At 63.6% G+C, this 23,223-nt stretch carries 25 protein-coding genes; 5 read left to right on the forward strand and 20 right to left on the reverse strand.

The window, feature by feature from the left end; all coding sequences use genetic code 11:
- Positions 1 to 77: 77 nt before the first annotated feature.
- The 14 genes from V5F23_RS24470 to V5F23_RS24535 all read right to left on the reverse strand — a co-directional run bounded on the left by V5F23_RS24470 (position 78) and on the right by V5F23_RS24535 (position 13,429).
- Positions 78 to 1,013, reverse strand: coding sequence for an LD-carboxypeptidase (locus V5F23_RS24470; protein ID WP_047736342.1), 936 nt, complete (start codon positions 1,011 to 1,013; stop codon positions 78 to 80).
- 220 nt (positions 1,014 to 1,233) lie between these two features.
- The gene (locus tag V5F23_RS24475) at positions 1,234 to 1,590 is read right to left on the reverse strand and encodes a hypothetical protein (RefSeq protein WP_212803905.1); all 357 of its coding nucleotides are present in this window, start codon (positions 1,588 to 1,590) and stop codon (positions 1,234 to 1,236) included.
- 201 nt (positions 1,591 to 1,791) lie between these two features.
- A complete protein-coding gene (gene lipA, locus V5F23_RS24480) occupies positions 1,792 to 2,814 on the reverse strand; it encodes a lipoyl synthase (RefSeq protein ID WP_042730293.1) in 1,023 nt (340 codons plus the stop codon).
- A 1-nt stretch (position 2,815) separates the two neighbouring features.
- Positions 2,816 to 3,463 carry a lipoyl(octanoyl) transferase LipB gene (gene lipB, locus V5F23_RS24485; RefSeq protein WP_042730294.1) on the reverse strand — a complete coding sequence of 216 codons (648 nt, stop codon included), beginning with the start codon at positions 3,461 to 3,463 and terminating at the stop codon, positions 2,816 to 2,818.
- Positions 3,463 to 3,738: a DUF493 domain-containing protein gene (locus V5F23_RS24490; RefSeq protein ID WP_042730295.1), complete on the reverse strand. Its 276-nt coding sequence runs from the start codon at positions 3,736 to 3,738 to the stop codon at positions 3,463 to 3,465. Before V5F23_RS24490 ends, lipB begins: the two co-directional genes overlap by 1 nt.
- Positions 3,739 to 3,820: 82 nt before the next feature.
- Positions 3,821 to 4,978, reverse strand: a complete 1,158-nt coding sequence (locus tag V5F23_RS24495) for a D-alanyl-D-alanine carboxypeptidase family protein (RefSeq protein ID WP_042730296.1) — start codon at positions 4,976 to 4,978, stop codon at positions 3,821 to 3,823.
- A gap of 340 nt (positions 4,979 to 5,318) precedes the next feature.
- Positions 5,319 to 6,344: a septal ring lytic transglycosylase RlpA family protein gene (locus V5F23_RS24500; protein ID WP_042730297.1), complete on the reverse strand. Its 1,026-nt coding sequence runs from the start codon at positions 6,342 to 6,344 to the stop codon at positions 5,319 to 5,321.
- Positions 6,344 to 7,354, reverse strand: coding sequence for a lytic murein transglycosylase B (mltB, locus tag V5F23_RS24505; protein WP_042730298.1), 1,011 nt, complete (start codon positions 7,352 to 7,354; stop codon positions 6,344 to 6,346). The genes V5F23_RS24500 and mltB overlap by 1 nt, the downstream gene beginning before the upstream one ends.
- 17 nt (positions 7,355 to 7,371) lie before the next feature.
- Positions 7,372 to 8,475 carry a rod shape-determining protein RodA gene (gene rodA / locus V5F23_RS24510; RefSeq protein WP_042730308.1) on the reverse strand — a complete coding sequence of 368 codons (1,104 nt, stop codon included), beginning with the start codon at positions 8,473 to 8,475 and terminating at the stop codon, positions 7,372 to 7,374.
- A 31-nt stretch (positions 8,476 to 8,506) separates the two neighbouring features.
- Positions 8,507 to 10,402, reverse strand: coding sequence for a penicillin-binding protein 2 (mrdA, locus tag V5F23_RS24515; RefSeq protein WP_042730299.1), 1,896 nt, complete (start codon positions 10,400 to 10,402; stop codon positions 8,507 to 8,509).
- Positions 10,403 to 10,411: 9 nt separating this feature from the next.
- Complete coding sequence (rlmH, locus tag V5F23_RS24520; protein WP_003185785.1) at positions 10,412 to 10,879, reverse strand: 23S rRNA (pseudouridine(1915)-N(3))-methyltransferase RlmH; 468 nt, start codon at positions 10,877 to 10,879, stop codon at positions 10,412 to 10,414.
- 9 nt (positions 10,880 to 10,888) lie between these two features.
- Positions 10,889 to 11,383 (reverse strand): ribosome silencing factor, encoded by a 495-nt coding sequence (rsfS, locus tag V5F23_RS24525; RefSeq protein ID WP_042730300.1) that lies wholly within the window; start codon positions 11,381 to 11,383, stop codon positions 10,889 to 10,891.
- 71 nt (positions 11,384 to 11,454) lie between these two features.
- Positions 11,455 to 12,129, reverse strand: a complete 675-nt coding sequence (gene nadD, locus V5F23_RS24530) for a nicotinate-nucleotide adenylyltransferase (protein ID WP_042730309.1) — start codon at positions 12,127 to 12,129, stop codon at positions 11,455 to 11,457.
- Positions 12,130 to 12,157: 28 nt separating this feature from the next.
- Positions 12,158 to 13,429, reverse strand: coding sequence for a glutamate-5-semialdehyde dehydrogenase (locus V5F23_RS24535; protein WP_212803061.1), 1,272 nt, complete (start codon positions 13,427 to 13,429; stop codon positions 12,158 to 12,160).
- Positions 13,430 to 13,626: 197 nt separating this feature from the next.
- Here V5F23_RS24535 and V5F23_RS24540 point away from each other — a divergent pair, with 197 nt between their 5' ends.
- Together V5F23_RS24540 and V5F23_RS24545 are read left to right on the forward strand one after the other, a co-directional pair.
- Positions 13,627 to 14,313, forward strand: coding sequence for a DNA-3-methyladenine glycosylase (locus tag V5F23_RS24540; protein WP_042730302.1), 687 nt, complete (start codon positions 13,627 to 13,629; stop codon positions 14,311 to 14,313).
- Between the two features lie 197 nt (positions 14,314 to 14,510).
- Positions 14,511 to 15,827, forward strand: coding sequence for a bifunctional DedA family/phosphatase PAP2 family protein (locus tag V5F23_RS24545; RefSeq protein ID WP_042730303.1), 1,317 nt, complete (start codon positions 14,511 to 14,513; stop codon positions 15,825 to 15,827).
- A gap of 36 nt (positions 15,828 to 15,863) precedes the next feature.
- On the opposite strand, the gene V5F23_RS24550 is transcribed toward V5F23_RS24545, so the two are convergent.
- Genes V5F23_RS24550 through V5F23_RS24560 form a run of 3 tightly spaced genes read right to left on the reverse strand, consistent with a single transcriptional unit; the run spans position 15,864 to position 17,543 of the window.
- Positions 15,864 to 16,454 (reverse strand): LON peptidase substrate-binding domain-containing protein, encoded by a 591-nt coding sequence (locus tag V5F23_RS24550; RefSeq protein WP_042730304.1) that lies wholly within the window; start codon positions 16,452 to 16,454, stop codon positions 15,864 to 15,866.
- A gap of 10 nt (positions 16,455 to 16,464) precedes the next feature.
- Positions 16,465 to 17,181 carry an LrgB family protein gene (locus V5F23_RS24555; RefSeq protein WP_042730305.1) on the reverse strand — a complete coding sequence of 239 codons (717 nt, stop codon included), beginning with the start codon at positions 17,179 to 17,181 and terminating at the stop codon, positions 16,465 to 16,467.
- Positions 17,178 to 17,543: a CidA/LrgA family protein gene (locus V5F23_RS24560; protein ID WP_042730306.1), complete on the reverse strand. Its 366-nt coding sequence runs from the start codon at positions 17,541 to 17,543 to the stop codon at positions 17,178 to 17,180. Before V5F23_RS24560 ends, V5F23_RS24555 begins: the two co-directional genes overlap by 4 nt.
- 350 nt (positions 17,544 to 17,893) lie before the next feature.
- Between V5F23_RS24560 and V5F23_RS24565 the strand changes: the two genes are divergently transcribed.
- The 3 genes from V5F23_RS24565 (at position 17,894) to V5F23_RS24575 (ending at position 20,840) form a co-directional block, all read left to right on the forward strand.
- Positions 17,894 to 18,349 (forward strand): MaoC family dehydratase, encoded by a 456-nt coding sequence (locus V5F23_RS24565; protein WP_047736345.1) that lies wholly within the window; start codon positions 17,894 to 17,896, stop codon positions 18,347 to 18,349.
- 103 nt (positions 18,350 to 18,452) lie between these two features.
- Positions 18,453 to 20,171, forward strand: a complete 1,719-nt coding sequence (locus V5F23_RS24570; RefSeq protein ID WP_042733016.1) for a C13 family peptidase — start codon at positions 18,453 to 18,455, stop codon at positions 20,169 to 20,171.
- A gap of 27 nt (positions 20,172 to 20,198) precedes the next feature.
- A complete protein-coding gene (locus V5F23_RS24575) occupies positions 20,199 to 20,840 on the forward strand; it encodes an oxidoreductase (RefSeq protein ID WP_123579642.1) in 642 nt (213 codons plus the stop codon).
- Positions 20,841 to 20,960: 120 nt separating this feature from the next.
- Here V5F23_RS24575 and V5F23_RS24580 read toward each other — a convergent pair whose 3' ends face one another.
- Genes V5F23_RS24580 through mpl form a run of 3 tightly spaced genes read right to left on the reverse strand, consistent with a single transcriptional unit; the run spans position 20,961 to position 23,216 of the window.
- Positions 20,961 to 21,245 (reverse strand): YceK/YidQ family lipoprotein, encoded by a 285-nt coding sequence (locus tag V5F23_RS24580; RefSeq protein ID WP_042732906.1) that lies wholly within the window; start codon positions 21,243 to 21,245, stop codon positions 20,961 to 20,963.
- The gene (ubiX, locus tag V5F23_RS24585) at positions 21,238 to 21,870 is read right to left on the reverse strand and encodes a flavin prenyltransferase UbiX (RefSeq protein WP_042732905.1); all 633 of its coding nucleotides are present in this window, start codon (positions 21,868 to 21,870) and stop codon (positions 21,238 to 21,240) included. Before ubiX ends, V5F23_RS24580 begins: the two co-directional genes overlap by 8 nt.
- A complete protein-coding gene (gene mpl / locus V5F23_RS24590; protein ID WP_047736348.1) occupies positions 21,867 to 23,216 on the reverse strand; it encodes a UDP-N-acetylmuramate:L-alanyl-gamma-D-glutamyl-meso-diaminopimelate ligase in 1,350 nt (449 codons plus the stop codon). Before mpl ends, ubiX begins: the two co-directional genes overlap by 4 nt.
- Between the last annotated feature and the right edge of the window lie 7 nt (positions 23,217 to 23,223).

The raw sequence follows: 23,223 nt of genomic DNA on the forward strand, positions 1-23,223 counted from the left end.
CGCGTTCTTTCATGGACACACGATCAACCTGTGGGAGCGGGCTTGCTCGCGAAGACTGAGTCGCAGACGACGCAGGATTAGCGTGTAACCACCACATCCTGCTCCAGCACCAACCGCTTCTCCCCCGCATCCAGCCTCACCAATGCGCCCATCGGCAAGGTCAGGTTCGGATCGCAATGCCCACTGCGCCAACCGGACAGCACCGGAATGCGCAACGGCTCGAAGGTCTGCTTGAGCAGGCGATTCAACGCTTCGACCTCCACCCCGGCCACATCCCCCACCAGCACGCCGCGCAACTTGGCCAACGTGCCAGCCAGGCGCAACTGGGTCAGCAACCGATCAATGCGATACAGCGGCTCGTTGACGTCCTCAATGAGCAGGATCACACCGTCTGCGTCGATCTGGTAAGGCGTGCCCATGGTCGCGGCAATGATCGAAAGGTTGCCCCCCAGCAAACGCCCATGGGCGATGCCGGGCTGGACGGTGGTCAATGGATAGGCCTCGGGATGACTCAGCACACTGCCCGCCTTCAACTGCCCATGCAACAGGCTGAAAAACGAGGTGACGGTCGGGGGTTGTTTGTCGCCCAACAGATCGGCATTGAGCAACGGTCCGTGAAAGGTCACGAATCCGGCATAACGGTTGATGGCCAGGTGCAGCGCGGTGATGTCGCTGTAGCCAACGAAAGGCTTGGGGTTGCGCCGCAACAGGTCGTAATCGATGCGATCGAGCAAGCGTGGGGTGCCGTAGCCGCCGCGCAGGCAGATGATGGCGCTGACTTCAGGGTCGGCGAAGGCCGCATGCAGATCGTTGAGCCGTACCTCGTCACTGCCGGCCAGGTAGTTTTGCTTTTCGTAGACGCCTGGGAATATTCGCAGTTCGTGCCCTCTTGCGCGCATCCATTGGATGGCTTTTTCCGTGTCCAGGGGGGCGGGGCCGGCGGGGGCGATCAGGGCGATCAGGCCTTTGGGGGGGAGGGCTGGGACGGGGTGATGAGGGGTTAGGGTGTCCATGGGCTTCCGGTTTGTCGGCTTGCTTAGTGTGTATATCCGTTTTTTTTTGTCACGACCACTTATGGTTCCGCCCTTACGGCGGGTCACTTTTTTCAAACGCCAAAAAAGTAACCAAAAACGCTGTGCCCCACCACTCGGCACCTCGCCTAGGCGAGGTGTTCCCTCACTCCGGCATTGCTCCGTGAGCCCGCCGCGAAGGGCCATCCATGGCCCAGCGCGGCTAACCCGGCATCCATGCCGGGTTGCCCACTGCGCAATGCCTGCGTTCGGCCAGCGTGGTCGATGGGGCGTTCAGATCAAAGTCAAAAGCAAAGCAAAGCAAAGCAAAGCAAAGCGAGGGCACGCTCAGCATGTGTGTAGCTGATCCACCGCCATCGCGAGCAAGCTTTGCTCCACGGCCCAGACCCACAGCGTTGTAAGGATGCAGAACCGCCCAAAACAGACCAGCCACCAGACTGCTTCGCTTTTGATTTTGCTCTTGATCTTGATCTTGCGCCCCATTAACCACGATGGCTGAACGAAGGTATTGCGCAGTGGGCACCTCGGCATGGATGCCGAGGTAGCCGCGCTGGGCCATGGATGGCCCTTCGCGGCGGGCCCGCGGAGCAATGCCTTCGTTCAGGCATGCCGAGCCTAGGCGAGGCACCGAGTGGTGGGGCGAAGACCTTTTGGTTACTTTTGGGGCGTTTGCCAAAAGTAACCCGCCGTAAGGGCGGAACCCTAAGTAGCCGTTACACAAAAAACGGATATACACACAGCCCCACCAAAACCGGCTAAATCAGCTCCCCAACAGCTCCGCCTTGACCAACTTCGCCTGCTCATCCGCATGATACGAAGACCGCACCAACGGCCCCGAAGCCACATTCTTGAACCCCATCTTGTACCCCTCCTCGGCAAACCAGGCAAAGGTATCCGGATGCACAAAACGCTGCACCGGCAGGTGACTACGCGAAGGCTGCAGGTACTGCCCCAGGGTCAGCATGTCGATGTCATGCTCACGCATGCGCTTCATGACCTCGATGACCTCATCGTCGGTCTCACCCAGGCCCAGCATCAGCCCGGACTTGGTCGGAATGTGCGGCATCATCTGCTTGAAGCGTTGCAGCAAGGTCAGCGACCACTGGTAGTCCGAGCCCGGACGCGCAGCCTTGTACAGGCGCGGTACGGTTTCCAGGTTGTGGTTGAACACATCCGGCGGCTCGGCGGCGGTGATCTCCAGGGCGATGTCCATGCGGCCACGGTAGTCGGGCACCAGGGTTTCGAGCTGCACGTTCGGCGACAGTTTGCGGATCTCGCGGATGCAGTCGGCGAAGTGCTGGGCGCCGCCGTCACGCAGGTCGTCGCGGTCCACCGAAGTGATGACCACGTACTTGAGTTTCAGATCGGCAATGGCCACGGCCAGGTTTTCCGGCTCGCTCGCGTCCAGTGGCTTCGGCCGGCCATGGCCGACGTCGCAGAAGGGGCAGCGACGGGTGCAGATGTCACCCATGATCATGAACGTGGCGGTGCCACCGGAGAAGCACTCGCCCAGGTTCGGGCAGGACGCCTCTTCACAGACACTGTGCAGCTTGTGCTTGCGCAGCAGCGCCTTGATACGGTCGACCTCCGGGGAAACCGGGATGCGCACGCGAATCCAGTCGGGTTTCTTCGGCAGTTCGGTGGTGGGGATAATCTTGACCGGGATGCGTGCAACCTTCTCGGCGCCGCGCAGCTTGACGCCGGCCTCGACCTTGGCACGCGGGGCCGGACGCTCGGTAACATCCTGCGTCGGGATTATGGTTTGCACTGCATCAGTAGTCATATCAGTCGATTCCGCCCGTGAGGGTCGTCTGCTCAGCGTAGTCGAGGTGTTTGACGAGCTGCGCGCGCAGCCGGGCACTTACCTCGGCAAATTCAATCGATCCTGCGTGATCGCGCAACTGGGTCATCGCCAGCCCCGCATAGCCACAGGGATTAATCCGTCGAAACGGTTCAAGGTCCATGTCCACGTTCAAGGCCAGGCCATGAAACGAGCAACCGTGGCGGATCCGCAGCCCCAGGGAGGCGATCTTGGCCCCGTCGACGTAGACCCCCGGCGCATCCGGCTTGGCCGCGGCCATCACGCCGTAGCTGGCCAGCAGCTCGATGAGGCAGGTCTCCATGCGGGTGACCAGCTCGCGCACGCCGAACCCCAGCTTGCGCACATCCAGCAACAGGTAGGCGACCAGTTGGCCGGGACCATGGTAGGTCACCTGGCCGCCGCGGTCGACCTTCACCACCGGGATATCGCCCGGCAGCAACAGGTGCTCGGCCTTGCCGGCCTGGCCCTGGGTGAACACCGGCGGATGCTCCACCAGCCAGACTTCATCGTCGGCGGTGTTGCCCCGTTCGTTGGTAAAGCGTTGCATCGCGTGCCAGACCGGCTCATAGGCCATTTGGCCCAGTTCGCGAAAACCCAGCGTGCCCGGCATCACAACACCATGTGTACGAAACCGGTCGCCCGCAGTTCGCTGTTGATGTCGTAGAGCTGTTCCTGGCCGGTGGCCAGGATGTGCAACTGGATCGTCGTGTACTTGCCGTTGGTGCTCTGGCGCTCGGCCAGGGTCTTGAGGTCAACGGTCGCATGTTTCTCAAGGATCGCGATGATCTTGTCCTTGAAGCCCACGCCGGTGTCGCCGATCACCTTGATCGGGTAATCCGCGCAGGGGAATTCGATTTTTGGAGCCTTTACTTCTGGGTCTGTCATGGCGTAACGGCCTCGTAAGCCCGGGTAACGAACATGGCCCCGCACCGGATCGGAACGGGGCCATGCAGGTCAACAGCTGGAATCAGTTGAACAAGCCGTAGAAGAATAGACGGATGCTATCCCACATGCGGCGGAAGATACCACCTTCCTCGACCGCGTCCAGCGCGATCAGGTCGGCGCTGTGCACCACCTTGTCGTCCAGTTTGACTTCGACTTTACCGATCACGTCGCCCTTGGCGATAGGTGCGGTCAGTTGCGGGTTCATGGTCATGCTGGCAGCGAGCTTCTTGAGCTGGCCTTTAGGCAGAGTCATGGTCAGGTCCTGGGCCAGACCGGCCTTCACCTGGCTGCTGGTGCCTTTCCAGACCTGGGCCTGGGCCAGCTCGGTGCCCTTCTGGTAGAAGGTCTGGGTTTCGAAGAAGCGGAAACCGTAGGTCAGAAGCTTCTGGGTTTCGGCGGCACGGGCCACTTCGCTGCTGGTGCCGAAGACCACCGCGATCAGGCGCATGCCGTCACGCACGGCCGAGGACACCATGCAGTAGCCGGCCTCGTCGGTGTGACCGGTCTTCAGGCCATCGACGGTCTTGTCGCGCCACAGCAGCAGGTTGCGGTTAGGCTGCTTGATACCGTTCCAGAAGAACTCCTTCTGGGAGTAGATGGCGTAGTGCGCCGGGTCTTCGTGGATGATCGCCCGTGCCAGGATGGCCATGTCGTGAGCCGACGAGTAGTGCTCGGGGTTCGGCAGGCCGGTCGGGTTCATGAAGTGGCTGTTGGTCATGCCCAGGTCGGCCACGGTCTTGTTCATCATGTCGGCGAACGCGTCTTCGCTGCCGGCGATGTGCTCGGCCAGGGCGACGCTGGCGTCGTTGCCGGACTGAATGATGATGCCGTGCAGCAGGTCGCTGACGGTCACTTGCGAGCCCACCTTGATGAACATCCGCGAACCGCCGGTACGCCAGGCGTTCTCGCTGACGGTCACCGGATCGTTTTCACCGATCTGGCCGCGACGGATTTCCAGGGTGGCGATGTAGGCGGTCATCAGCTTGGTCAGGCTGGCCGGTGGCAGGCGCTGGTCACCATTGTTCTCCACCAGCACGTTGCCGCTGCTGGCATCCATGAGCACATAGGACTTGGCGGCCAATTGTGGCGGCGATGGCATCATCTCGACCGCGAACGCGGCAGGTGAAAGCAGCAGCGGGACTAGCAGGCAAAGGCGTTTGGCAAAGGTGGTGATGTTCATCCGTCTCTCGAAATCGCTAATGGAAACTGCCCGGAGGCAATACTTAACAGGCAACCTTCCTGGCTATGCCGATCAATCAAAAACAAGGCCTGCTCCGTATCCCGTGGCGAGGGAGCTTGCTCCCGCTGGAGTGCGAAGCGCTCCCAAAAAGGAAGGGCCGCTCCGCAGCCCAGCGGGAGCAAGCTCCCTCGCCACAGGGGTTGTGCCGGACTTAACTGATTGGCAGTGACCTCTTGGCTGCCGCGTATTTAAGTTGCTCACTCACAGCCCTTGCCGGGCTTTTGTTATTCATGGAGCCAACAACCCGACCCGCTCGAACCGCAAGCGGGCCGTCAATCAATCACTCGGCGGTGACCAGGCTCGGCGAACCGAGATTGGCCAGGCGCACACTGTTCTGCACCTGCTGGACCTCACCCGGAGAACCGATCGGCCCCAGGCGCACCCGATGCAGGGTCTGCTGGTTGCGCACGATCGAGCTGATGAACACCGGGGCGCTCACCATCGAGCTGAGCTTGGACCGGAGCAGTTCGGCAGCGTCCGGGTTGGCGAACGCGCCCACCTGCAGATACTGGCCAGACGCTGTTGCAGAAGCGTTTTTTTTTGCTTCCAACTGCACCGGCACTACGGCCGCCGCGTGCTGCTGCGGCGGTGGCGTCCACTGTTCGACCGTACCGGTGGAAGCGGTTACGGTCGGCGCGGCATTTTGCGCCACTTTTGGCTCGTTGAGCATCAAAGGCGCCGGACGGCCACGTTGGGCCCACCATTCCTGCGGGTCGATGCCCTCGACCTTGACCCGTGCGGTGCCGATTTCAGCGTAACCGAGCTTTTTCGCCGCCGCATACGACAGGTCGATGATGCGGTCGGAATAGAACGGCCCGCGGTCATTGACCCGCAGGATCACGCTCTTGTTGTTGTCCAGGTTGGTCACCCGCACGTAGCTGGGCAGCGGCAGCGTCTTGTGGGCCGCGCTCATACCGTACAGGTCATACACCTCGCCATTGGCAGTGTTCTGGCCGTGGAACTTGGTGCCATACCAGGATGCCGTGCCCGAGGCGACGTAGCGCTTGGAGTCGGCCATCGGGAAATAGGTCTTGCCCAGCACGGTGTAGGGGTTGGCCTTGTAGGGGCCGGTGTGCAGGGTCGGGGTGGCGTCGGGGATGCGCGAGACATCGACGTCCCACCATGGCGCACCGTCCTTGTGGGCACGGTTGATGTCCAGCCCCGGCGCCGAGCGCACGGCGGTGGAGTTTTTCTGCGCCGGCGCGCGGCTGGTCGAACAGCTGACGACCAGCAGCGACAGCGCAGCCAACGCCACGAGCTTGAGGGGCTTGGCTTTCAGGGGTTGATAGGTAGGCAATGCCCGCATTATTTGACGCCCCGTGCTTTGACCAGCTCTTCAGACAGCTGATATACGGCCATGGCGTACATCACGCTGCGGTTATAACGCGTAATCGCGTAGAAATTCTTCAGGCCCATCCAGTATTCGGGGCCCTGCTCGCCTTCCAGGCGCATCGCGGTGACCGGCATGTCGTCACGCAGCGCATCATGACTCGACCAGCCCAACGCCCGCAACTCCCCGACGGTTTTCGTCGGCTCGATGCCTTCGGTCAGGCCTTCGTCCACCTGGTCGCCACGCACGTCGGCGCGACTGACCACCGGCTGGCCGGCTTCCCAGCCGTGACGCTTGAAATAGCTGGCAACACTGCCGATGGCATCGGTGGGGTTGGTCCAGATATTGATGTGGCCGTCGCCGTCGAAGTCCACCGCGTAGGCGCGGAAGCTGCTGGGCATGAATTGCGGCAGGCCCATCGCCCCGGCGTAGGAACCCTTGAGGGTCAACGGGTCGACCTGTTCCTCGCGGGCCAGCAGCAGGAACTCACGCAGCTCCTTGCGGAAGAACTCGGCGCGTGGTGGGTAATCGAAGCCCAGGGTCGACAGCGCGTCGATCACCCGGAAATTGCCGGTATTGCGGCCAAAAAAGGTCTCGACACCAATGATGGAGACGATGATCTGGGCCGGCACGCCGTACTCCTGCTCGGCACGGGCCAGCGCGGCTTCGTGCTGGCGCCAGAAGTCCACGCCCCGGGCGATACGGGCCTCGGTGATGAACATCGGCCGGTATTCGCTCCATTGCTTGACCCGTTCGGCAGGCCGGGAAATGGCATCCAGGATCGACTGCTTGCGCTCGGCTTCGCGGAACACGCCCATCAGCTGTTCCCCGGCGAAACCGTAGTCGCGGGTCATCTCGCCGACGAACTCGGCCACTTGGGGCGAGCCTTCGTACTCGCCCGCCAGGACCGGCGGCGTGCCACCGAGAAAGCCCACCAGGCCGATCCACGGCGCATATCGCGTCGACCAGCCACGCATTGCTTGCATTGAACTCTTCACCTTATTCAAACCTGTGCGATCCACTTGCGATGGGTATGGATCGACATCAAAACCCCAAACGCTGACAGTAGTGTCACCAGCGAAGTTCCTCCGTAGCTAATGAAGGGCAACGGCACCCCTACCACCGGCAACAGGCCACTGACCATACCGATGTTGACGAAAACATACACAAAAAACGTCATGGTCAGGCTGCCCGCCAGCAACTTGCCGAACAGCGTCTGGGCCTGGGCGGTGATCACCAGCCCTCGGCCGATCAGCAGCAGGTAGATCAGCAGCAGCACGCAAATGCCCACCAGGCCGAACTCCTCGCCCATCACCGCGATGATGAAGTCGGTGTGGCTCTCCGGCAAAAAGTCCAGGTGCGACTGGGTCCCCATGAGCCAGCCTTTGCCGAATACCCCGCCGGAACCGATGGCGGCCTTGGACTGGATGATGTTCCAGCCGGTGCCCAGCGGGTCGCTCTCGGGGTCGAGGAACGTCAGGACGCGTTGCTTCTGGTAGTCGTGCATGACGAAGTACCACATCGCCACCGACACCGGCACCGCCGCGGCGACCACGCTGAGGATCCAGCGCCAGCGCAAGCCGCCCATGAACAGCACGAAGGCGCCGCCGGCCAGGATCAGCAGCGAGGTGCCGAGGTCTGGCTGGCGCACGATCAGGATGAACGGGATCCCGATCAGCAACAGGCTGATGCACACGTGCTTGAGCTGGGGCGGCAAGGTGCGCTTGGACAGGTACCAGGCGATGGTCGCCGGCATGATGATCTTCAGGAATTCCGAGGGCTGGAAGCGAATCACCCCGGGGATGTTGATCCAGCGGGTCGCGCCCATGGCGTTGTGGCCCATCACGTCCACCACCACCAGCAGGCTGACGCCGATCACGTAGGCCAACGGCACCCAGCGCGCCATGAAACGCGGCTCCAACTGGGCAATGACGATCATCGACACCAGGCCGATGCCGAACGAGGTGGCCTGCTTGGCCAGCAAGTCCCAGCTTTTGCCGCTGGCCGAATACAGCACGAACAGGCTGCCGGCGGCCAGGGTCAGCAGCAGGATCAGCAGGGGGCCATCGATGTGCATGCGCTGCAACAGGGTGGCACGACGGCGCATCACATCTTCGCTGGAGAGGATGCGGTCGAAATTATTCTTCACGGGCCGTAGCCTCCGCAGTGATGGGGCTTGCGTACTCGGGCTTGAGCTGGCCGTGCTCGTCCAGCAACCAGGCGTCCATCACCTGGCGCACCACGGGCGCGGCGACACCGGAGCCCGACTCACCGTTCTCGACCATCACCGCCACGACGATTTTCGGGTTGTCGGCCGGGGCAAAGCCGACGAACAGGGCGTGGTCGCGGTGGCGCTCCTGGACCTTGGAGCGGTCGTACTTCTCACCCTGCTTGATCGCGACCACCTGGGCCGTACCACTCTTGCCGGCGATGCGGTACGGCGAACCGATGGCCGCCTTGCGCGCCGTGCCGCGAGCCCCGTGCATCACCTGCTGCATGCCGTTGTTGACCTTCTGCCAGTCCGACGGATTGTGCAGGATGATGTCCGGCATCGGGTTCGGGTCCACCGGCTTCTGGCCTTCGATGGTCTTGGCCAGGTGCGGGCGATACCACTTGCCCTTGCTCGCCACCAGCGCGGTGGCCTGGGCCAGTTGCAAAGGCGTGGCCTGCATGTAGCCCTGGCCGATCCCCAGGATCAGGGTTTCGCCGGGGAACCAGGCCTGGCGCCGGGTGGCGCGCTTCCATTCCCGGGACGGCATCAGGCCGGGGGACTCTTCGAACATGTCCAGGGAGACTTTCTGGCCGATGCCGAACTTGTTCATGTAGGACGACAGCCGATCGATCCCCAGCTTGTGGGCCAGGTCATAGAAATAGGTGTCGTTGGACCGCATGATCGCCGTTTCCAGGTCCACGTAACCGTCGCCGGTACGGTTCCAGTTGCGGTACTTGTGGTCGTAGTTGGGCAGCATGTAGTAGCCCGGGTCGTAGACGCGGCTCGACGCCGTCACCACGCCGGAATCCAGCCCGGCAATCGCCACGGCCGGCTTGATGGTCGAGCCCGGCGGATAGAGGCCGCGCAGCACCCGGTTGAACAGCGGCCGGTCGATGGAGTCGCGCAGCTCGGCGTAGGCCTTGAAGCTGATGCCGGTCACGAACAGATTCGGGTCGAAACTCGGCTGGCTGACCATCGCCAGGACCTCGCCGGTATTCGGATCCAGCGCCACCACGGCGCCCCGGCGCCCGCCCAGCGCCGCTTCGGCGGCCTCCTGCAGCTTGATGTCCAGGCTCAGGACGATGTCCTTGCCGGGGATCGGGTCGGTGCGCTTGAGCACCCGCAGTACCCGGCCACGGGCATTGGTCTCGACTTCTTCGTAACCCACCTGGCCGTGCAGCTCGGGCTCGTAGAAGCGTTCGATACCGGTCTTGCCGATGTGGTGGGTGCCGCTGTAGTTGACCGGGTCGAGGGTCTTGAGCTCTTTCTCGTTGATTCGCCCCATGTAGCCGACCGAGTGGGCAAAGTGCGGCCCCTGGGGATAATGCCGCACCAACTGCGCCACCACCTCGACGCCGGGCAGGCGGAACTGATTCACGGCGATCAGGGCGATCTGCTCCTCGGTCAGCTCGAACAGGATCGGCACCGGCTCGAACGGCCGGCGCCCCTGGCGCATGCGCTTCTCGAAGATCGCCCGGTCCTCGGGGGTCAGTTGCAGCACTTCGACGATCACGTCGAGCACCTGCTGCCAGTCGCCGGAGCGCTCGCGGGTCATGCTCAGGCTGAAGCTGGGACGGTTGTCCGCCACCACCACGCCATTGCGGTCGAAGATCAGCCCACGGGTCGGCGGAATCGGCTGCACGTGCACCCGGTTGTTTTCCGACAGGGTCGAGTGGTACTCGTACTGGATCACCTGGAGGAAGTACAACCGCGCGATCAGCACCCCGATCAGCGTCACCACCGTGATGGCGCCGAACACGACGCGGCCCCGTACCAGGCGGGCGTCTTTTTCGTGGTCCTTGATGCGGATCGGCTGAGGCATGGGGCAGGATTACTTGTGGTAAGGGTGTCCGGACAGGACTGTCCAGGCACGGTACAACTGTTCGCCGATCAGGATCCGCACCAGCGGATGCGGCAACGTCAACGGCGACAACGACCAGCGTTGGTCGGCCCGGGCGCAGACTTCCGGCGCCAGCCCTTCGGGGCCGCCGACCATGAAATTGACCGTGCGCGAATCCAGCCGCCAGCGATCGAGCTCCACCGCCAGTTGCTCGGTGCTCCAGGGCTTGCCATGGACTTCGAGGGTGACGATCCGCTCGTTCGGCCCGACCTTGGCCAGCATGGCTTCGCCTTCCTGGCGGATGAAGCGCGCCACGTCGGCGTTCTTGCCACGGGTATTGAGCGGAATTTCCACCAGTTCCAGCGCCAGTTCGGACGGAAGACGCTTGGCATACTCATGCCAGCCTTCTTCCACCCACTTGGGCATGCGGGAACCGACGGCGATCAGGCGCAGTCGCACAGCGAACCCTTACTGCTGGTCTTTGTTGAGCTTGGTGAAGTGCTCATGGGTGTTTTCCGGGCTGTGGTGACGGGCATCCGCCGCACGGCTCTGCTCGGCACCGGCCCACAGGCGCTCCAGGTCATAGAACTGGCGGGCCGAGGCGGTCATCATGTGCACGATGACGTCATCCATGTCCAGCAGGACCCAGTCGCTGTCGCCCTTGCCTTCTTCGCCCAACGGCTTGACGCCCTGGGCCTTGACCGCTTCGCGGACCTTGTCCAGCATCGCGCCGATCTGGCGGTTGGAGGTACCGGTGGCGATGATCATGAAGTCGGTGATGCTCTGCTTGTCACGAACGTCGATCACCTGGATGTCCTGGGCCTTGACGTCTTCCAGGGCGGCAACGGACACCTTGACCAGCTCTTCGCCGGCCAATGCGGCGCCCACGTGGGCCTCTACCGGCAGCGGGGCGCTCTTGAACGTGCCCTTGCGCTTAACTTTGCTTACGTCTTTGTCAGTCATATAAAACTCGTTTTGCTCATGTGTTCGGGCGCTTCGCTACACGCATTCACGTGCCTTGAAGCGCGCCTCTTTCAGTTCGACGCACGGTACAGCCCGTGCGCATCGATGTAGGCCAGGACCGCGTCGGGCACCAGGAAACGTACCGACTTACCGCTGGCCAGCAGTTGACGGATCTGGGTGGCGGATACCGCGAGCGGCGTCTGCCAGACGAATGCAATCTGTCCGCTCGGCCCTTTCAGGGCCAGCGGGTCGCTCACCGAGCGTGCCGCCAGCAGGTTGCGCAAGGCATCCGGCGGCTCGCTGTCGGCATCCGGGCGTTGCAGCACCAGGATGTGGCAATGCTGGAGCAACTCTTCCCAGCGGTGCCAAGTGGGCAGGCCGCAAAATGCGTCCCAGCCCAGAAGCAGAAAAACCTGGGCATCGGCGGCCAGTTCGGCGCGCATCAGCTCCAGGGTGTCAATGGAGTAGGACGGCTTGTCCCGCAGCAATTCACGGGCGTCCACGACCAACGGCGCCACACCGGCCACCGCGCACTCGACCATCGCCAGACGGTCTTGCGCCGAAACCCTCGGCATCTCCCGATGAGGCGGCCTGGCGCTGGGCGTCAGACGTAGCTCATCGAGGCCCAGGGCATCGGCCACTTCCAGCGCACCGCGCAAATGGCCGATGTGCACCGGGTCGAACGTGCCGCCCAGGATGCCGATGCGCTTTGGCGCGGTGGTCGCCGTCACAGCGGTCTTAGTCATAGGGGCCAGTGCGTCAAGGTCGCCCAAGTCAGGCCGGCTCCTGCCCGCGCAACTGGCCGTCGCCCACCACGATGTACTTCTCGCAGGTCAGGCCTTCGAGGCCCACCGGGCCGCGGGCATGCAGCTTATCAGTAGAAATGCCGATCTCGGCACCCAATCCGTATTCGAAACCGTCGGCGAAGCAGGTCGGGGTGTTGATCATCACCGAGGCCGAGTCCACCTCGGCGACGAAGCGCCGGGCTTCGCCCTGGTGCTCGCTGACGATGGCGTCGGTGTGATGGGAGCCGTGGCGATTGATGTGCTCGATGGCCTGGTCCAGCCCGTCGACCACGCGGATCGACAGGATCGGCGCCAGGTATTCGGTGTCCCAGTCCTGCTCGGTGGCGGCCACCGCCTCGATGATCGCCCGGGTGCGCTCGCACCCACGCAGCTCGACGCCTTTTTCGCGGAACTGGGCCGCCATCGCCGGCAGGAAGGCCTGGGCCACGGCCTGGTCCACCAGCAGGGTTTCCATCGCGCCACAGATGCCATAACGGTAGGTCTTGGCATTGAAGGCAATGCGCTGGGCCTTCGGCAACTCGGCGTGGGCACTGACGTAGACGTGGCAGATGCCGTCCAGGTGCTTGATCACCGGCACGCGGGCGTCACGGCTGATCCGCTCGATCAGGCCCTTGCCACCGCGCGGGACGATGACGTCGACGAACTCCGGCATGCTGATCAGCGCGCCGACGGCGGCGCGGTCGGTGGTTTCCACCACTTGCACGACGGCCGCCGGCAGATCGGCCTCGGCCAGACCGCGCTGGATGCAGGCGGCGATGGCACGGTTGGAATGAATCGCCTCGGAACCGCCGCGCAGGATGGTCGCGTTACCCGACTTCAGGCACAGGCTCGCGGCATCGATGGTCACGTTCGGCCGCGACTCGTAGATGATCCCGACCACACCCAGCGGCACGCGCATCTTGCCCACCTGGATGCCCGACGGCCGGTAGCTCATGTCGCGGATCGCGCCGACCGGGTCCGGCAATGCCGCGACCTGACGCAAGCCGACGATCATGCCGTCGATGCGGGCCGGGGTCAGCGCCAGACGTTCGAGCATCGCCGGCTCCAGGCCATTGGCCCGGCCGGCGGCCAGGTCCAGTTCGTTGGCGGCGGACAACTCGGCGCGAGCGGCGTCCAGCGCATTGGCGGCGGCTTGCAGGGCGCGGTTCTTCTGCGCGGTGCTGGCACGGCCGATGATGCGCGACGCGTCGCGAGCGGCGCGACCCAGGCGGGTCATGTAGTCAAGAACGGACTCAGTCATGGTCTGTGTGGTCTTGGCGGTGAGGAAAGCGGCAGATTATAGCTGTCGTAACCCTCGACTAACAGCATGGACTCACAGCGGTGACCGGCGGAGGATCAAAAAGACGCCGACAGCCGCGGTTCACGTGCGTGTTCAGTGGTGATTAAGCTTCGCATTGCTATCATCGCCCTTCCTTTGGCCTCACTGCGTCTATCGCCATGACCGATCCAACCCCTTCGCCCCAGCCCAAGGCCCTGCCCCACGGCTTTTTCGATCGCGACGCCCAAGTGCTTGCCCGGGACCTGCTGGGCAAGGTCATCCGCCACAAGGTCGGGGACCTGTGGCTCAGCGCGCGGATCATCGAGACCGAAGCGTATTACTTCGCCGAAAAAGGCAGCCACGCCTCGCTCGGCTACACGGAAAAACGTAAGGCTTTGTTTCTGGATGGCGGCCACATCTATATGTATTACGCCCGGGGCGGTGATTCGCTGAACTTCAGCGCCCAGGGCCCAGGCAATGCCGTGCTGATCAAGTCGGCCTATCCGTGGGTCGATGCCGTCTCCGGCCCGGCGAGCCTGGCGCAGATGCTGCTGAACAACCCCGACGCCCAGGGCCAGCCGCGCACGCCGCAGAAGCTCTGCGCCGGCCAGACCCTGCTGTGCAAGGCTCTCGGGCTGAAAGTGCCGGAATGGGACGCCAAACGCTTCGACCCCGAGCGCCTGCTGGTGGAAGATGTCGATGTGCCGACGGTCAATGTCATCCAGACCACCCGCCTGGGGATCCCGCAAGGGCGCGACGAGCACCTGCCCTACCGCTTCGTCGATGCGGCCTATGCCCCCTGGTGCACCCGGAACCCGCTGCGACGCGGACAGGTCGAAGGTCGCGATTATTTTTTGCTTTCATAAACACACCGCACAACCCTGTGGGAGCGAGCTTGCTCGCGATAGCGTCGAGTCAACTGAATGGATGTTGACTGACACACCGTAATCGCGAGCAAGCTCGCTCCCACAGTTGATCTTCAGTGACCGCAGGTTTTGTGTTCACAACAGAATCCCACAGGGGGTTCGGTGCATGCCGATCAATCTTCGATGGAGTTGTTCTTATGAGCCAATGGCTCGATAGCATCACCGGCTGGCTGAGTGTCAATCCGCAATGGCTGGCGGTGGCGGTGTTCATCGTCGCCTGCGTGGAATGCCTGGCGATTGCCGGGTTGATCGTGCCGGGCACGGTGTTGTTGTTCGCGATCGCGGTGCTGGCCGGCAGCGGTGCGCTGTCGCTGGGCGAGACGCTGCTGCTGGGGTTGCTCGGCGGCTTGCTGGGGGACCTGGTGTCGTATTTCCTCGGCCGCCACTTCCACCAGAACATCCGGCGTCTGCCAGGGCTGCGGCACCACCCGGAATGGATGAACGCGGCCGAGAGCTACTTCCAGCGCTACGGCATCGCCAGCCTGCTGGTGGGGCGCTTCATCGGCCCACTCAGGCCGATGCTGCCGATGGTGGCCGGGATGTGTGACATGCCGTTCCCGCGCTTCGCCGCCGTCAGCCTGCTGGCCGCCTCCGGCTGGACCGTGGCGTACCTGCTGCCCGGCTGGGCCACCGGCGCGGCGTTCCGCCTGCCACTGCCCGAAGGTTTCTGGCCACAGGCCGGGGTGGTGGTCGGCAGCATCGCGGTGATGATCGGCCTGAGCGTCAACAGCAGCATGCGCCGTCACCGGCATGCCACCGCGCTGATTGCCGGCCTGGGCCTGGTGATCCTGATCGGCCTGTTCATCGGCTTTCGCTACCTCACAGCCTTCGACCAGGGGTTGATGACGCTGGTCCAGGAGCACCGCAGCCCGACGCTGGACGAAATCGCCGTGACCTTCACGCTGATCGGCGAATTCCACTTCATGCTGATCTTCAGCTCCCTGCTGACCGGCCTGCTGTTATTGGCGCGCCAATGGCGGCAGGCAATCTTCGCCGGCGGCACGATGCTGCTCACCTCCCTGGCCAATACCGGCAGCAAGCACTTCTTCGCCCGTGTGCGCCCAGAAATTCTCACCGACCCACTGACCAGCTACAGCATGCCCAGCGGCCATGCCTCTGGTGCGTTCGCGCTGTTCCTAGCGCTGGCCGTCCTGGCCGGTCGCGGCCAACCGCCCCGCCTGCGCCTGACCTGGCTGCTGCTGGGCTGCCTGCCGGCGCTGGCGATTGCCTTGTCGCGGGTTTATCTCGGTGCTCATTGGCCGAGCGACATCATCGCCGGCGCCATGCTCGCCGCCTGTGTCTGCGCCGCCGTCCTGTGGCTGAGCCAGCGCCAGGCACCGCTACCGGCCATGCCGCCGAAAATCTGGTGGCTGATCCTGCCGGCGATGGTGGCCGCGTTCAGCTTCTTCAGCTTCCGGCACCTGCCCCATGGCCTGCTACGGTATGCCTACTGAGCGGCGGACCAATGAGCACTGGAGATCCGTGTGGGGTCAGGCGAAGAGTTCGCCCTGCAACTCATCGAGCAAGGCCTGGATCGCATCCAGGCGCTGCTGTGGGTCATCGAGTTGCAGCAGGTCGATCTTGTCCAGTTCGTTGAACGGCAACAGATAGGCCAGCTGGTTGGCCAGCGATTGCTGGCCGGTCGCTTCGGTGCCCATGTTCAAGGCTTCGACCATCGGGTGCTCGGCCAGGGCCTTGAGCAACGCCACCAGGTCAGCGTCCTCGTCCTGCAGCGGTTGCTCCGGCTCGTCCTCCAGCCACTCGACATCGGCGACCGTCAACTGATCCGCCTGGACGCTGCTGCCATGCACAATAAAACGCCGCCCGCCCTTCACGCGGATGCCCAACAGGCCGTTGTCCTGCTGGGAAAAGTCGGTGATCAGCGCCTCGCAGCCCACCCGCGCATAACCTTCCGGGGCAAAGCCCACTTCCTCGCCATCGAGGATGCACACCACTCCGAACCCTTCGCCTTTTTTCATGCAGCGGCCGATCATGTCGAGGTAGCGCGCCTCGAAAATCTGCAAATCGAGGATGCAACCGGGGAACAACACAGTGTTCAACGGGAAAAGCGGCAAGCTCATAACCAGTTCCTTAGACTGTCATCGACACCACCAACGGCAGCAACACCGCCGTGGCTACGCCCATCAGACTCATCGCCAGCGCCGCAAAAGCGCCGGACTCTTCGCTTTCCTGCAAGGCCACGGACGTGCCCACCGCATGGGCCGCCAATCCCAGGGCCATACCGCGGGCCTCGGGGCTGTGCACCTTCAACCCGTTGAGGATGCTCGGGCCCAGAATCGCCCCAAGCACGCCCGTGATCAAGACGAACACCGCCGCCATGGCCGCCACGCCGCCAATCTGCTCGGCCACCAGCATGGCGATCGGCGAGGTCACGGACTTGGGCGCCATGGTCATCAGAATCATGTGCTCGGCGCCGAACACCCAGCCCAGCAGCACCGCAGAGCCGGTGGCGACCACCCCGGCTATCACCAGCGTAGTAAAAATCGGCCAGAACAATTGGCGGATCCGCCGCAGGTTCAAATACAACGGCACCGCCAGGGCGACCGTGGCCGGCCCCAGCAGGATGCTGAGGATTTCAGTGCTCTTGCGGTATTCGGCGTAACCAATGCCGCAACCGACCAGCACGCCGATCAGCAGCACCATCGACATCAGCACCGGCTGCAGGAACACCCAACGGGTCTTTTCGAACGCCGCCAATACCAGTTGATAGGCGCCCAGGGTGATGCCGATGCCGAACAGCGGATGATGGATCACCGAGGTCCAGGCGCCTTGCCAGTCGAGGATCATTCGCTCTCCTCCGCCGCGGCGACGTGACGCCGTGCCAGGCGCTGCATCAGCACCCCGGTCAGGGCCACGGACAGGATCAACGACAAGGTCAATGCACCGACGATGGCCCAGAAATCGGCCGCGATGGCCCGCGCATAGACCATCACCCCCACCGCCGGCGGGACCAGCAACAACGGCAAGTAGCGCAACAGGCTGCCGGCGGCCAGGCTCAGCGGCTCACTGACTTCGCCGCGCATGATCAGGTAGCCCAGCAACAGCAGCAGGCCCACGATGGGCCCGGGCAACACCGGCAGGAACAAATGATTGATCGCAGTGCCCAGCAATTGGAACAGCACCAGCCAGGTCAGGCCCCGTAGCAACATCCGCTCTCTCCCCTGCAACAGATCCAATGAACGCGCCAACTCGGTTCACGACGTGACGGTGTGGCGAGGGAGCTTGCTCCCGCTGGGCTGCGCAGCGGCCCCATTTTATGAGCGCTGCGCACTCAAGCGGGAGCAAGCCCCCTCGCCACGGAATCGAACGCGCACGTCAAGTGAACGGAATCGCAAAGAATGCGCCCGCATTATAAGCATGCCCGCGCTATGGGTCGGCATTCGTAAAAAGCATGGTCGGTGACCTTACGTGCGTGCCATGTTGATCTACAGTGGTTCTCCGGGGGCGCAAGTCCCCGCTCCAGAAAAAGACAATACCGATGAACCCAAGGAGAGTCTCAATGCCCTACGTCCCCGTTGCAGCGCTCAAAGATTATGTCGGCAAGGAACTTGGACGTTCCGATTGGCTTACCATCGACCAGGACCGCATCAACCTGTTCGCCGAAGCCACTGGCGACTTTCAGTTCATCCACGTCGATCCGGTCAAGGCCGCGCAAACCCCGTTTGGCAGCACCATCGCCCACGGTTTCCTGTCGTTGTCGCTGATGCCCAAGCTGATGGAAGACATCCTGATCCTGCCCGAGGGCGTGAAGATGGTCGTCAACTATGGGCTCGACAGCGTGCGTTTCATCCAGCCGGTGAAAGTCGATTCCAAGGTCCGGCTCAAGGTCGAACTGGTGGACGTCACCGAGAAGAAGCCCGGTCAATGGCTGCTCAAGGCCACCGCCACGCTGGAAATCGAAGGTTCGGAAAAACCCGCCTACATCGCCGAGCCACTGTCGCTCTGCTTCGTGTAGACCTTCGCGGTTGCGAAACCGCCCAGGGCTGTTTCGCATCGCTTCTCTGTATCCAGAGGGTGCAGCTGCGGCATACTCGTGGCCTGATGACCTGGATCCCGTTATGCGCTTACTCGTTCCGCTGACCCTGACCCTGTTGCTCACCGCCTGCGGCGACGGCGAATCGCTGCTGCCTCCCGACGCGCGCCTGCCCGACGGCGGACGCTATCGCGGCGACCTGGTGGACGGCCTGCTGCAAGGCCAGGGGCGTATCGACTACCCCAACGGCAGCTGGTACGCCGGGCAGTTCGACAAGGGCCAGTGGCACGGCACCGGGGAATGGCACGGCAGCAACGGCGAGGTCTACCGCGGCCAGTTCCAGCACGGCCTGTTCCACGGCCAGGGCAGCCTGACCACGCCCACCAGCAGCTACACCGGTGGCTTCAAGCAGGGCCGGCGCGACGGCGAAGGCACGCTCAAGGAAAACGGCATGACCTACCGCGGCGAGTTCAAGGCCGACCGGTACTCAGGCCTCGGGCGCCTGGAGCTCGACGACGGCAGCCAGTACCAGGGCCCCTTCGTCAATGGCAAGCCCAACGGCGAAGGCCAGCGCTTCGATGCCAGCGGCAACCAGTTCACCGGGCACTTCGTCGACGGCCAACTGCAAGGCAAGGGGACCTTCAACAGCGCCGACGGCGACGTCTATGTCGGCGGTTTCAGGAACAACCAACTCAACGGTCGCGGCCGTTACGAAAACGCTGACGGCGACGTCTGGATCGGCCAGTTCAAGGACGGCGCGCTGACCGGCAAGGGTGAATTGATCGGGGCCGATGGCAGCCATTACCTCGGGCAATTCAACGAGTGGCGATTCACCGGCCAGGGGCGCCTGAACCTGCCCGACGGCAGCTTCTACGTCGGCCAGTTCGAGAACGACAGCTACCACGGGCGCGGCACCCTGGCATTGACTGACGGCACCGTGCAAAGCGGCACCTGGGCCAAGGGCCAACGGGTACGCGACGCCGATGGCCGGCTGCTGCCGGACGTGCTGGAACTTGGCCTGCTGGCCCAGGGCCGCCTGCTGGACGACGCCCTCGCCAATATCCCCGCCTCCACCCCGGCGGTGGAGCTGTACAGCCTGACCCTGGGTGGCGATGGCAAGCAGAGCGTGTTCCTGCGCGAATCCGACTACGTCGCCAACATGCTCGCCAGCCGTTTCGGCGCCTTCGGGCAGATCCGCCTGGTGAACCACCGCGATCACCTCGGTGACCGGCCCATGGCCAGCCGCGAAAGCCTGCGCCGCGCCGCCGCCACCCTGGCCGAACGCAGCGGCCCGGAAGACCTGATTTTCATCTACCTGACCAGCCACGGCACCAGCGAGCATGAACTGGTGCTCGACCAGCCCCGCATGGAGCTGGCCGACCTGCCCGCCGACGAACTGGCCGCGGTCCTGGCGCCGCTAAAGAACCGCGACAAGATCGTGGTGATCTCAGCCTGCTACTCCGGCGGTTTCATCCCGGCGCTCAAGGATGAACGTACCCTGGTCATGACCGCCTCGCGGGCCGACCGGGTGTCCTTCGGCTGCTCCGAGGAAGCCAACTTCACCTATTTCGGCGATGCACTGTTTGCCCAGGCGCTGAACCAGACCGACGACCTGGAGCAGGCCTTCAAGAAGGCCAAGGCCACCGTCGCCGAGCGCGAGCAGGCGGACAATTTCGAAGCTTCCGAGCCGCAGATCTGGGCACCCAGGACTGTCCTTTCCCACTGGCAACTGCTGCGCAAGCAACAGGCGCGAAAAGCATTGCAAAGTGCTGCATTGAACGACGAGGCCACAAAGAGCAACTAAGCTGAACCGTATCAAGGGGGAAACACTATGTACTTGACACCTCAGCATGTTTTGCTCGCTGGTGCCACCGGGTTGACCGGAGAACACCTGCTGGACCGGCTGCTCAACGAGCCGACCATCAGCCGGGTCCTGGCACCTTCCCGCCGACCACTGGCCGGGCATCCGCACCTGGAAAACCCGGTTGGGGAACCGGCCGAGGTGCTGCCCCGCCTCAGCGGCCGGGTCGACATCGCCTTTTGCTGCCTTGGCACCACCATCAAGAAAGCCGGTTCGGAACAGGCCTTTCGCGCGGTGGACCTGGAGCTGGTCGTGGCCTTCGCCAAGCGCGCCCGGGAGCTGGGCGCCCGGCACCTGGTGGCGATCAGCGCGCTGGGGGCCGACCCCAAGTCATCGATTTTCTACAACCGGGTCAAGGGCGAAATGGAAGAGGCCCTCAGGGCCCAGGACTGGCCGCAGCTCACACTCTGCCGGCCTTCCCTGCTGCTGGGCGACCGCGTCGAACCTCGCCTGGCCGAGCAACTGGCCGGGCCGTTGTCGAAGCTGATCCCAGGCAAATACCACGGCATCGAAGCCTGCCAACTGGCCCGCGCCATGTGGCGCCTGGCGCTGGAGGAACAGGACGGGGTGCGGGTGGTAGAGTCGGATGAGTTGCGTAAGTTGGGTAAGTAATTCGGTATCGCCTGGCCAGACACCATCGCGAGCCTGCTCGCGATGGGCTTCCTCTCTCAGTCCCCCCGTAGCGAGGGAGCTTGCTCCCGCTGGGCTGCGCAGCAGCCCCAAGTCTTTCAATCACATCCCGCCAGTCGCCCGGAACCCCACCCCCATCGCCGTGAACAGCGACAACGGCAACAACACGGTATCGAGCAACGCACTGGCCGGCAGATCGACGCCGGGATAGCTCGGGGCCTCGGCGCCGAAACGGTCCTTGGCGCAGCAGCCGCCATTGAGGGCGTAGAGGTCCAGCCGTGTGCCCGCATACACCACCGGCGCACCGGGCTTGGCCGCGTCCAGCGTGCGAGCGGTGGCGCAACCGGTCAGTTGCAGCGCCAGCAGTACCATCAGGATCTTATTCATCGCTGCTCAAATGATGCTCGCCCCAGCGCGGCAGCATGTCCTGAGGGATGTTCAGCAGGTTGAGGATCCGCGCCACCACGAAATCGATCAGGTCGTCGATGGTCTGGGGCTGGTGATAGAAGCCTGGCGAGGCCGGCAGGATGGTCACGCCCATGTTCGACAACTTGAGCATGTGCTCCAGGTGAATGCTCGAATACGGCGCTTCCCGCGGCACCAGGATCAGTTGGCGGCGCTCCTTGAGGGTCACGTCCGCGGCCCGTTCGATCAGGTTGTTGCACGCCCCGGTGGCAATCGCCGACAACGTCCCGGTTGAGCACGGCACCACCACCATGGCGGCCGGCGCGCCGGAACCGGACGCCACCGGCGACATCCAGTCTTCCTTGCCGTACACGCGAATCTGTCCATCCGCCGCGCCGGTGTATTCGGTGAGGAAGGCCTGCATCATCTGGGGCTTGGGCGGCAAGGTCACGTCGGTCTCGGTGGCCATCACCAGTTGCGCCGCCTTCGAGATGAGAAAGTGCACCTCGCGGTCTTCCCGCACCAGGCAATCGAGCAGGCGCAAGCCGTACTGGGCACCGGAAGCGCCGGTCATCGCCAGGGTGATGCGCTCTGGACCGTTGTTCATCGCAGCGCCTCGGCCAGCTTGCCGTGCAGACCGCCGAAGCCACCATTGCTCATGATCACCACGTGGGTACCGGGTTGGGCCTGGCTTTTCACACGTTCGATGATGCCTTCCAACGAATCGCTGACAATCGAAGGCACGCTGCACAGTGCGGCGGTGGCACCCAGGTCCCAGCCGAGGTTGGCCGGCGCATACCAGATCACCTGATCGGCATCGACCACGCTTTCCGGCAGGCCATCGCGGTGCGCGCCCAGTTTCATGGAATTGGAGCGCGGTTCGATGATCGCAATCAATGGCGCGTCGCCAATACGCTTGCGCAAGCCGTCGAGGGTGGTGGCGATGGCGGTAGGGTGGTGGGCGAAGTCGTCATAGATCGTAATGCCACGCACCTCGGCGACCTTCTCCATGCGCCGCTTGACGCTCTTGAATGCGCTCAGCGCGGCCACGCCCATGGCCGGCACCACGCCGACATGCCGGGCCGCGGCCAGGGTCGCCAGGGCGTTGGCAACGTTGTGCTGGCCAGTCAGGTCCCACTCCACCACGCCTTGGGACTGGCCTTCGAACATCACCTCGAACTGCGAACCGTCGTCCTTGAGCAACTTCACTTGCCACTGCCCACCCGCACCGGTGGTTTGCACCGGGGTCCAGCAGCCCATTTCGATCACCCGCTGCAAGGCCGGCTCGGTGGTCGGGTGAATGACCAGGCCTTCGCTTGGAATGGTCCGTACCAGGTGATGGAACTGCCGTTCGATGGCTGGAAGATCGGGGAAGATGTCCGCATGATCGAACTCAAGGTTATTGAGGATCGCAGTGCGTGGACGGTAGTGGACGAACTTCGAGCGTTTATCGAAGAACGCGCTGTCGTACTCGTCGGCCTCGATCACGAAGAACGGCGTACCGCCCAGGCGCGCCGACACCGAGAAATTCTGCGGCACGCCGCCGATCAGGAAGCCCGGGCTCATGCCCGCGTGCTCCAGCACCCAGGCGAGCATGCTGCTGGTGGTGGTCTTGCCATGGGTGCCGGCCACGGCCAGTACCCAGCGGCCCTGCAACACGTGATCGGCCAGCCACTGCGGCCCGGACACGTACGGCAGGCCTTTATTGAGCACGTACTCCACCGCGGGATTGCCCCGGGACATGGCGTTGCCGATCACCACCAGATCCGGCGCCGGCTCCAGTTGTGCCGGGTCGTAGCCTTGGGTCAATTCAATGCCCTGGGCTTGCAGTTGGGTGCTCATCGGCGGGTAGACGTTGGCGTCGGAACCGGTCACGTGATGGCCCAGCTCCTTGGCCAGGACCGCCATCGAACCCATGAAAGTGCCGCAAATACCGAGAATATGGATGTGCATAGTCGAC

Source organism: Pseudomonas sp. WP18, from assembly GCF_036689585.1.
GTDB classification, from domain to species: Bacteria; Pseudomonadota; Gammaproteobacteria; order Pseudomonadales; family Pseudomonadaceae; genus Aquipseudomonas; species Aquipseudomonas chlororaphis_E.

Bases quoted from the DNA above. Each gene is read 5' to 3' on its own strand.
- V5F23_RS24470 (WP_047736342.1), bottom strand. From the start codon at position 1,013: ATGGACACCCTAACCCCTCATCACCCCGTCCCAGCCCTCCCCCCCAAA.
- V5F23_RS24475 (WP_212803905.1), bottom strand. From the start codon at position 1,590: ATGGCCCAGCGCGGCTACCTCGGCATCCATGCCGAGGTGCCCACTGCG.
- lipA (WP_042730293.1), bottom strand. From the start codon at position 2,814: ATGACTACTGATGCAGTGCAAACCATAATCCCGACGCAGGATGTTACC.
- lipB (WP_042730294.1), bottom strand. From the start codon at position 3,463: ATGCCGGGCACGCTGGGTTTTCGCGAACTGGGCCAAATGGCCTATGAG.
- V5F23_RS24490 (WP_042730295.1), bottom strand. From the start codon at position 3,738: ATGACAGACCCAGAAGTAAAGGCTCCAAAAATCGAATTCCCCTGCGCG.
- V5F23_RS24495 (WP_042730296.1), bottom strand. From the start codon at position 4,978: ATGAACATCACCACCTTTGCCAAACGCCTTTGCCTGCTAGTCCCGCTG.
- V5F23_RS24500 (WP_042730297.1), bottom strand. From the start codon at position 6,344: ATGCGGGCATTGCCTACCTATCAACCCCTGAAAGCCAAGCCCCTCAAG.
- mltB (WP_042730298.1), bottom strand. From the start codon at position 7,354: ATGCAAGCAATGCGTGGCTGGTCGACGCGATATGCGCCGTGGATCGGC.
- rodA (WP_042730308.1), bottom strand. From the start codon at position 8,475: ATGCGCCGTCGTGCCACCCTGTTGCAGCGCATGCACATCGATGGCCCC.
- mrdA (WP_042730299.1), bottom strand. From the start codon at position 10,402: ATGCCTCAGCCGATCCGCATCAAGGACCACGAAAAAGACGCCCGCCTG.
- rsfS (WP_042730300.1), bottom strand. From the start codon at position 11,383: ATGACTGACAAAGACGTAAGCAAAGTTAAGCGCAAGGGCACGTTCAAG.
- nadD (WP_042730309.1), bottom strand. From the start codon at position 12,129: ATGACTAAGACCGCTGTGACGGCGACCACCGCGCCAAAGCGCATCGGC.
- V5F23_RS24535 (WP_212803061.1), bottom strand. From the start codon at position 13,429: ATGACTGAGTCCGTTCTTGACTACATGACCCGCCTGGGTCGCGCCGCT.
- V5F23_RS24540 (WP_042730302.1), top strand. From the start codon at position 13,627: ATGACCGATCCAACCCCTTCGCCCCAGCCCAAGGCCCTGCCCCACGGC.
- V5F23_RS24545 (WP_042730303.1), top strand. From the start codon at position 14,511: ATGAGCCAATGGCTCGATAGCATCACCGGCTGGCTGAGTGTCAATCCG.
- V5F23_RS24550 (WP_042730304.1), bottom strand. From the start codon at position 16,454: ATGAGCTTGCCGCTTTTCCCGTTGAACACTGTGTTGTTCCCCGGTTGC.
- V5F23_RS24555 (WP_042730305.1), bottom strand. From the start codon at position 17,181: ATGATCCTCGACTGGCAAGGCGCCTGGACCTCGGTGATCCATCATCCG.
- V5F23_RS24560 (WP_042730306.1), bottom strand. From the start codon at position 17,543: ATGTTGCTACGGGGCCTGACCTGGCTGGTGCTGTTCCAATTGCTGGGC.
- V5F23_RS24565 (WP_047736345.1), top strand. From the start codon at position 17,894: ATGCCCTACGTCCCCGTTGCAGCGCTCAAAGATTATGTCGGCAAGGAA.
- V5F23_RS24570 (WP_042733016.1), top strand. From the start codon at position 18,453: ATGCGCTTACTCGTTCCGCTGACCCTGACCCTGTTGCTCACCGCCTGC.
- V5F23_RS24575 (WP_123579642.1), top strand. From the start codon at position 20,199: ATGTACTTGACACCTCAGCATGTTTTGCTCGCTGGTGCCACCGGGTTG.
- V5F23_RS24580 (WP_042732906.1), bottom strand. From the start codon at position 21,245: ATGAATAAGATCCTGATGGTACTGCTGGCGCTGCAACTGACCGGTTGC.
- ubiX (WP_042732905.1), bottom strand. From the start codon at position 21,870: ATGAACAACGGTCCAGAGCGCATCACCCTGGCGATGACCGGCGCTTCC.
- mpl (WP_047736348.1), bottom strand. From the start codon at position 23,216: ATGCACATCCATATTCTCGGTATTTGCGGCACTTTCATGGGTTCGATG.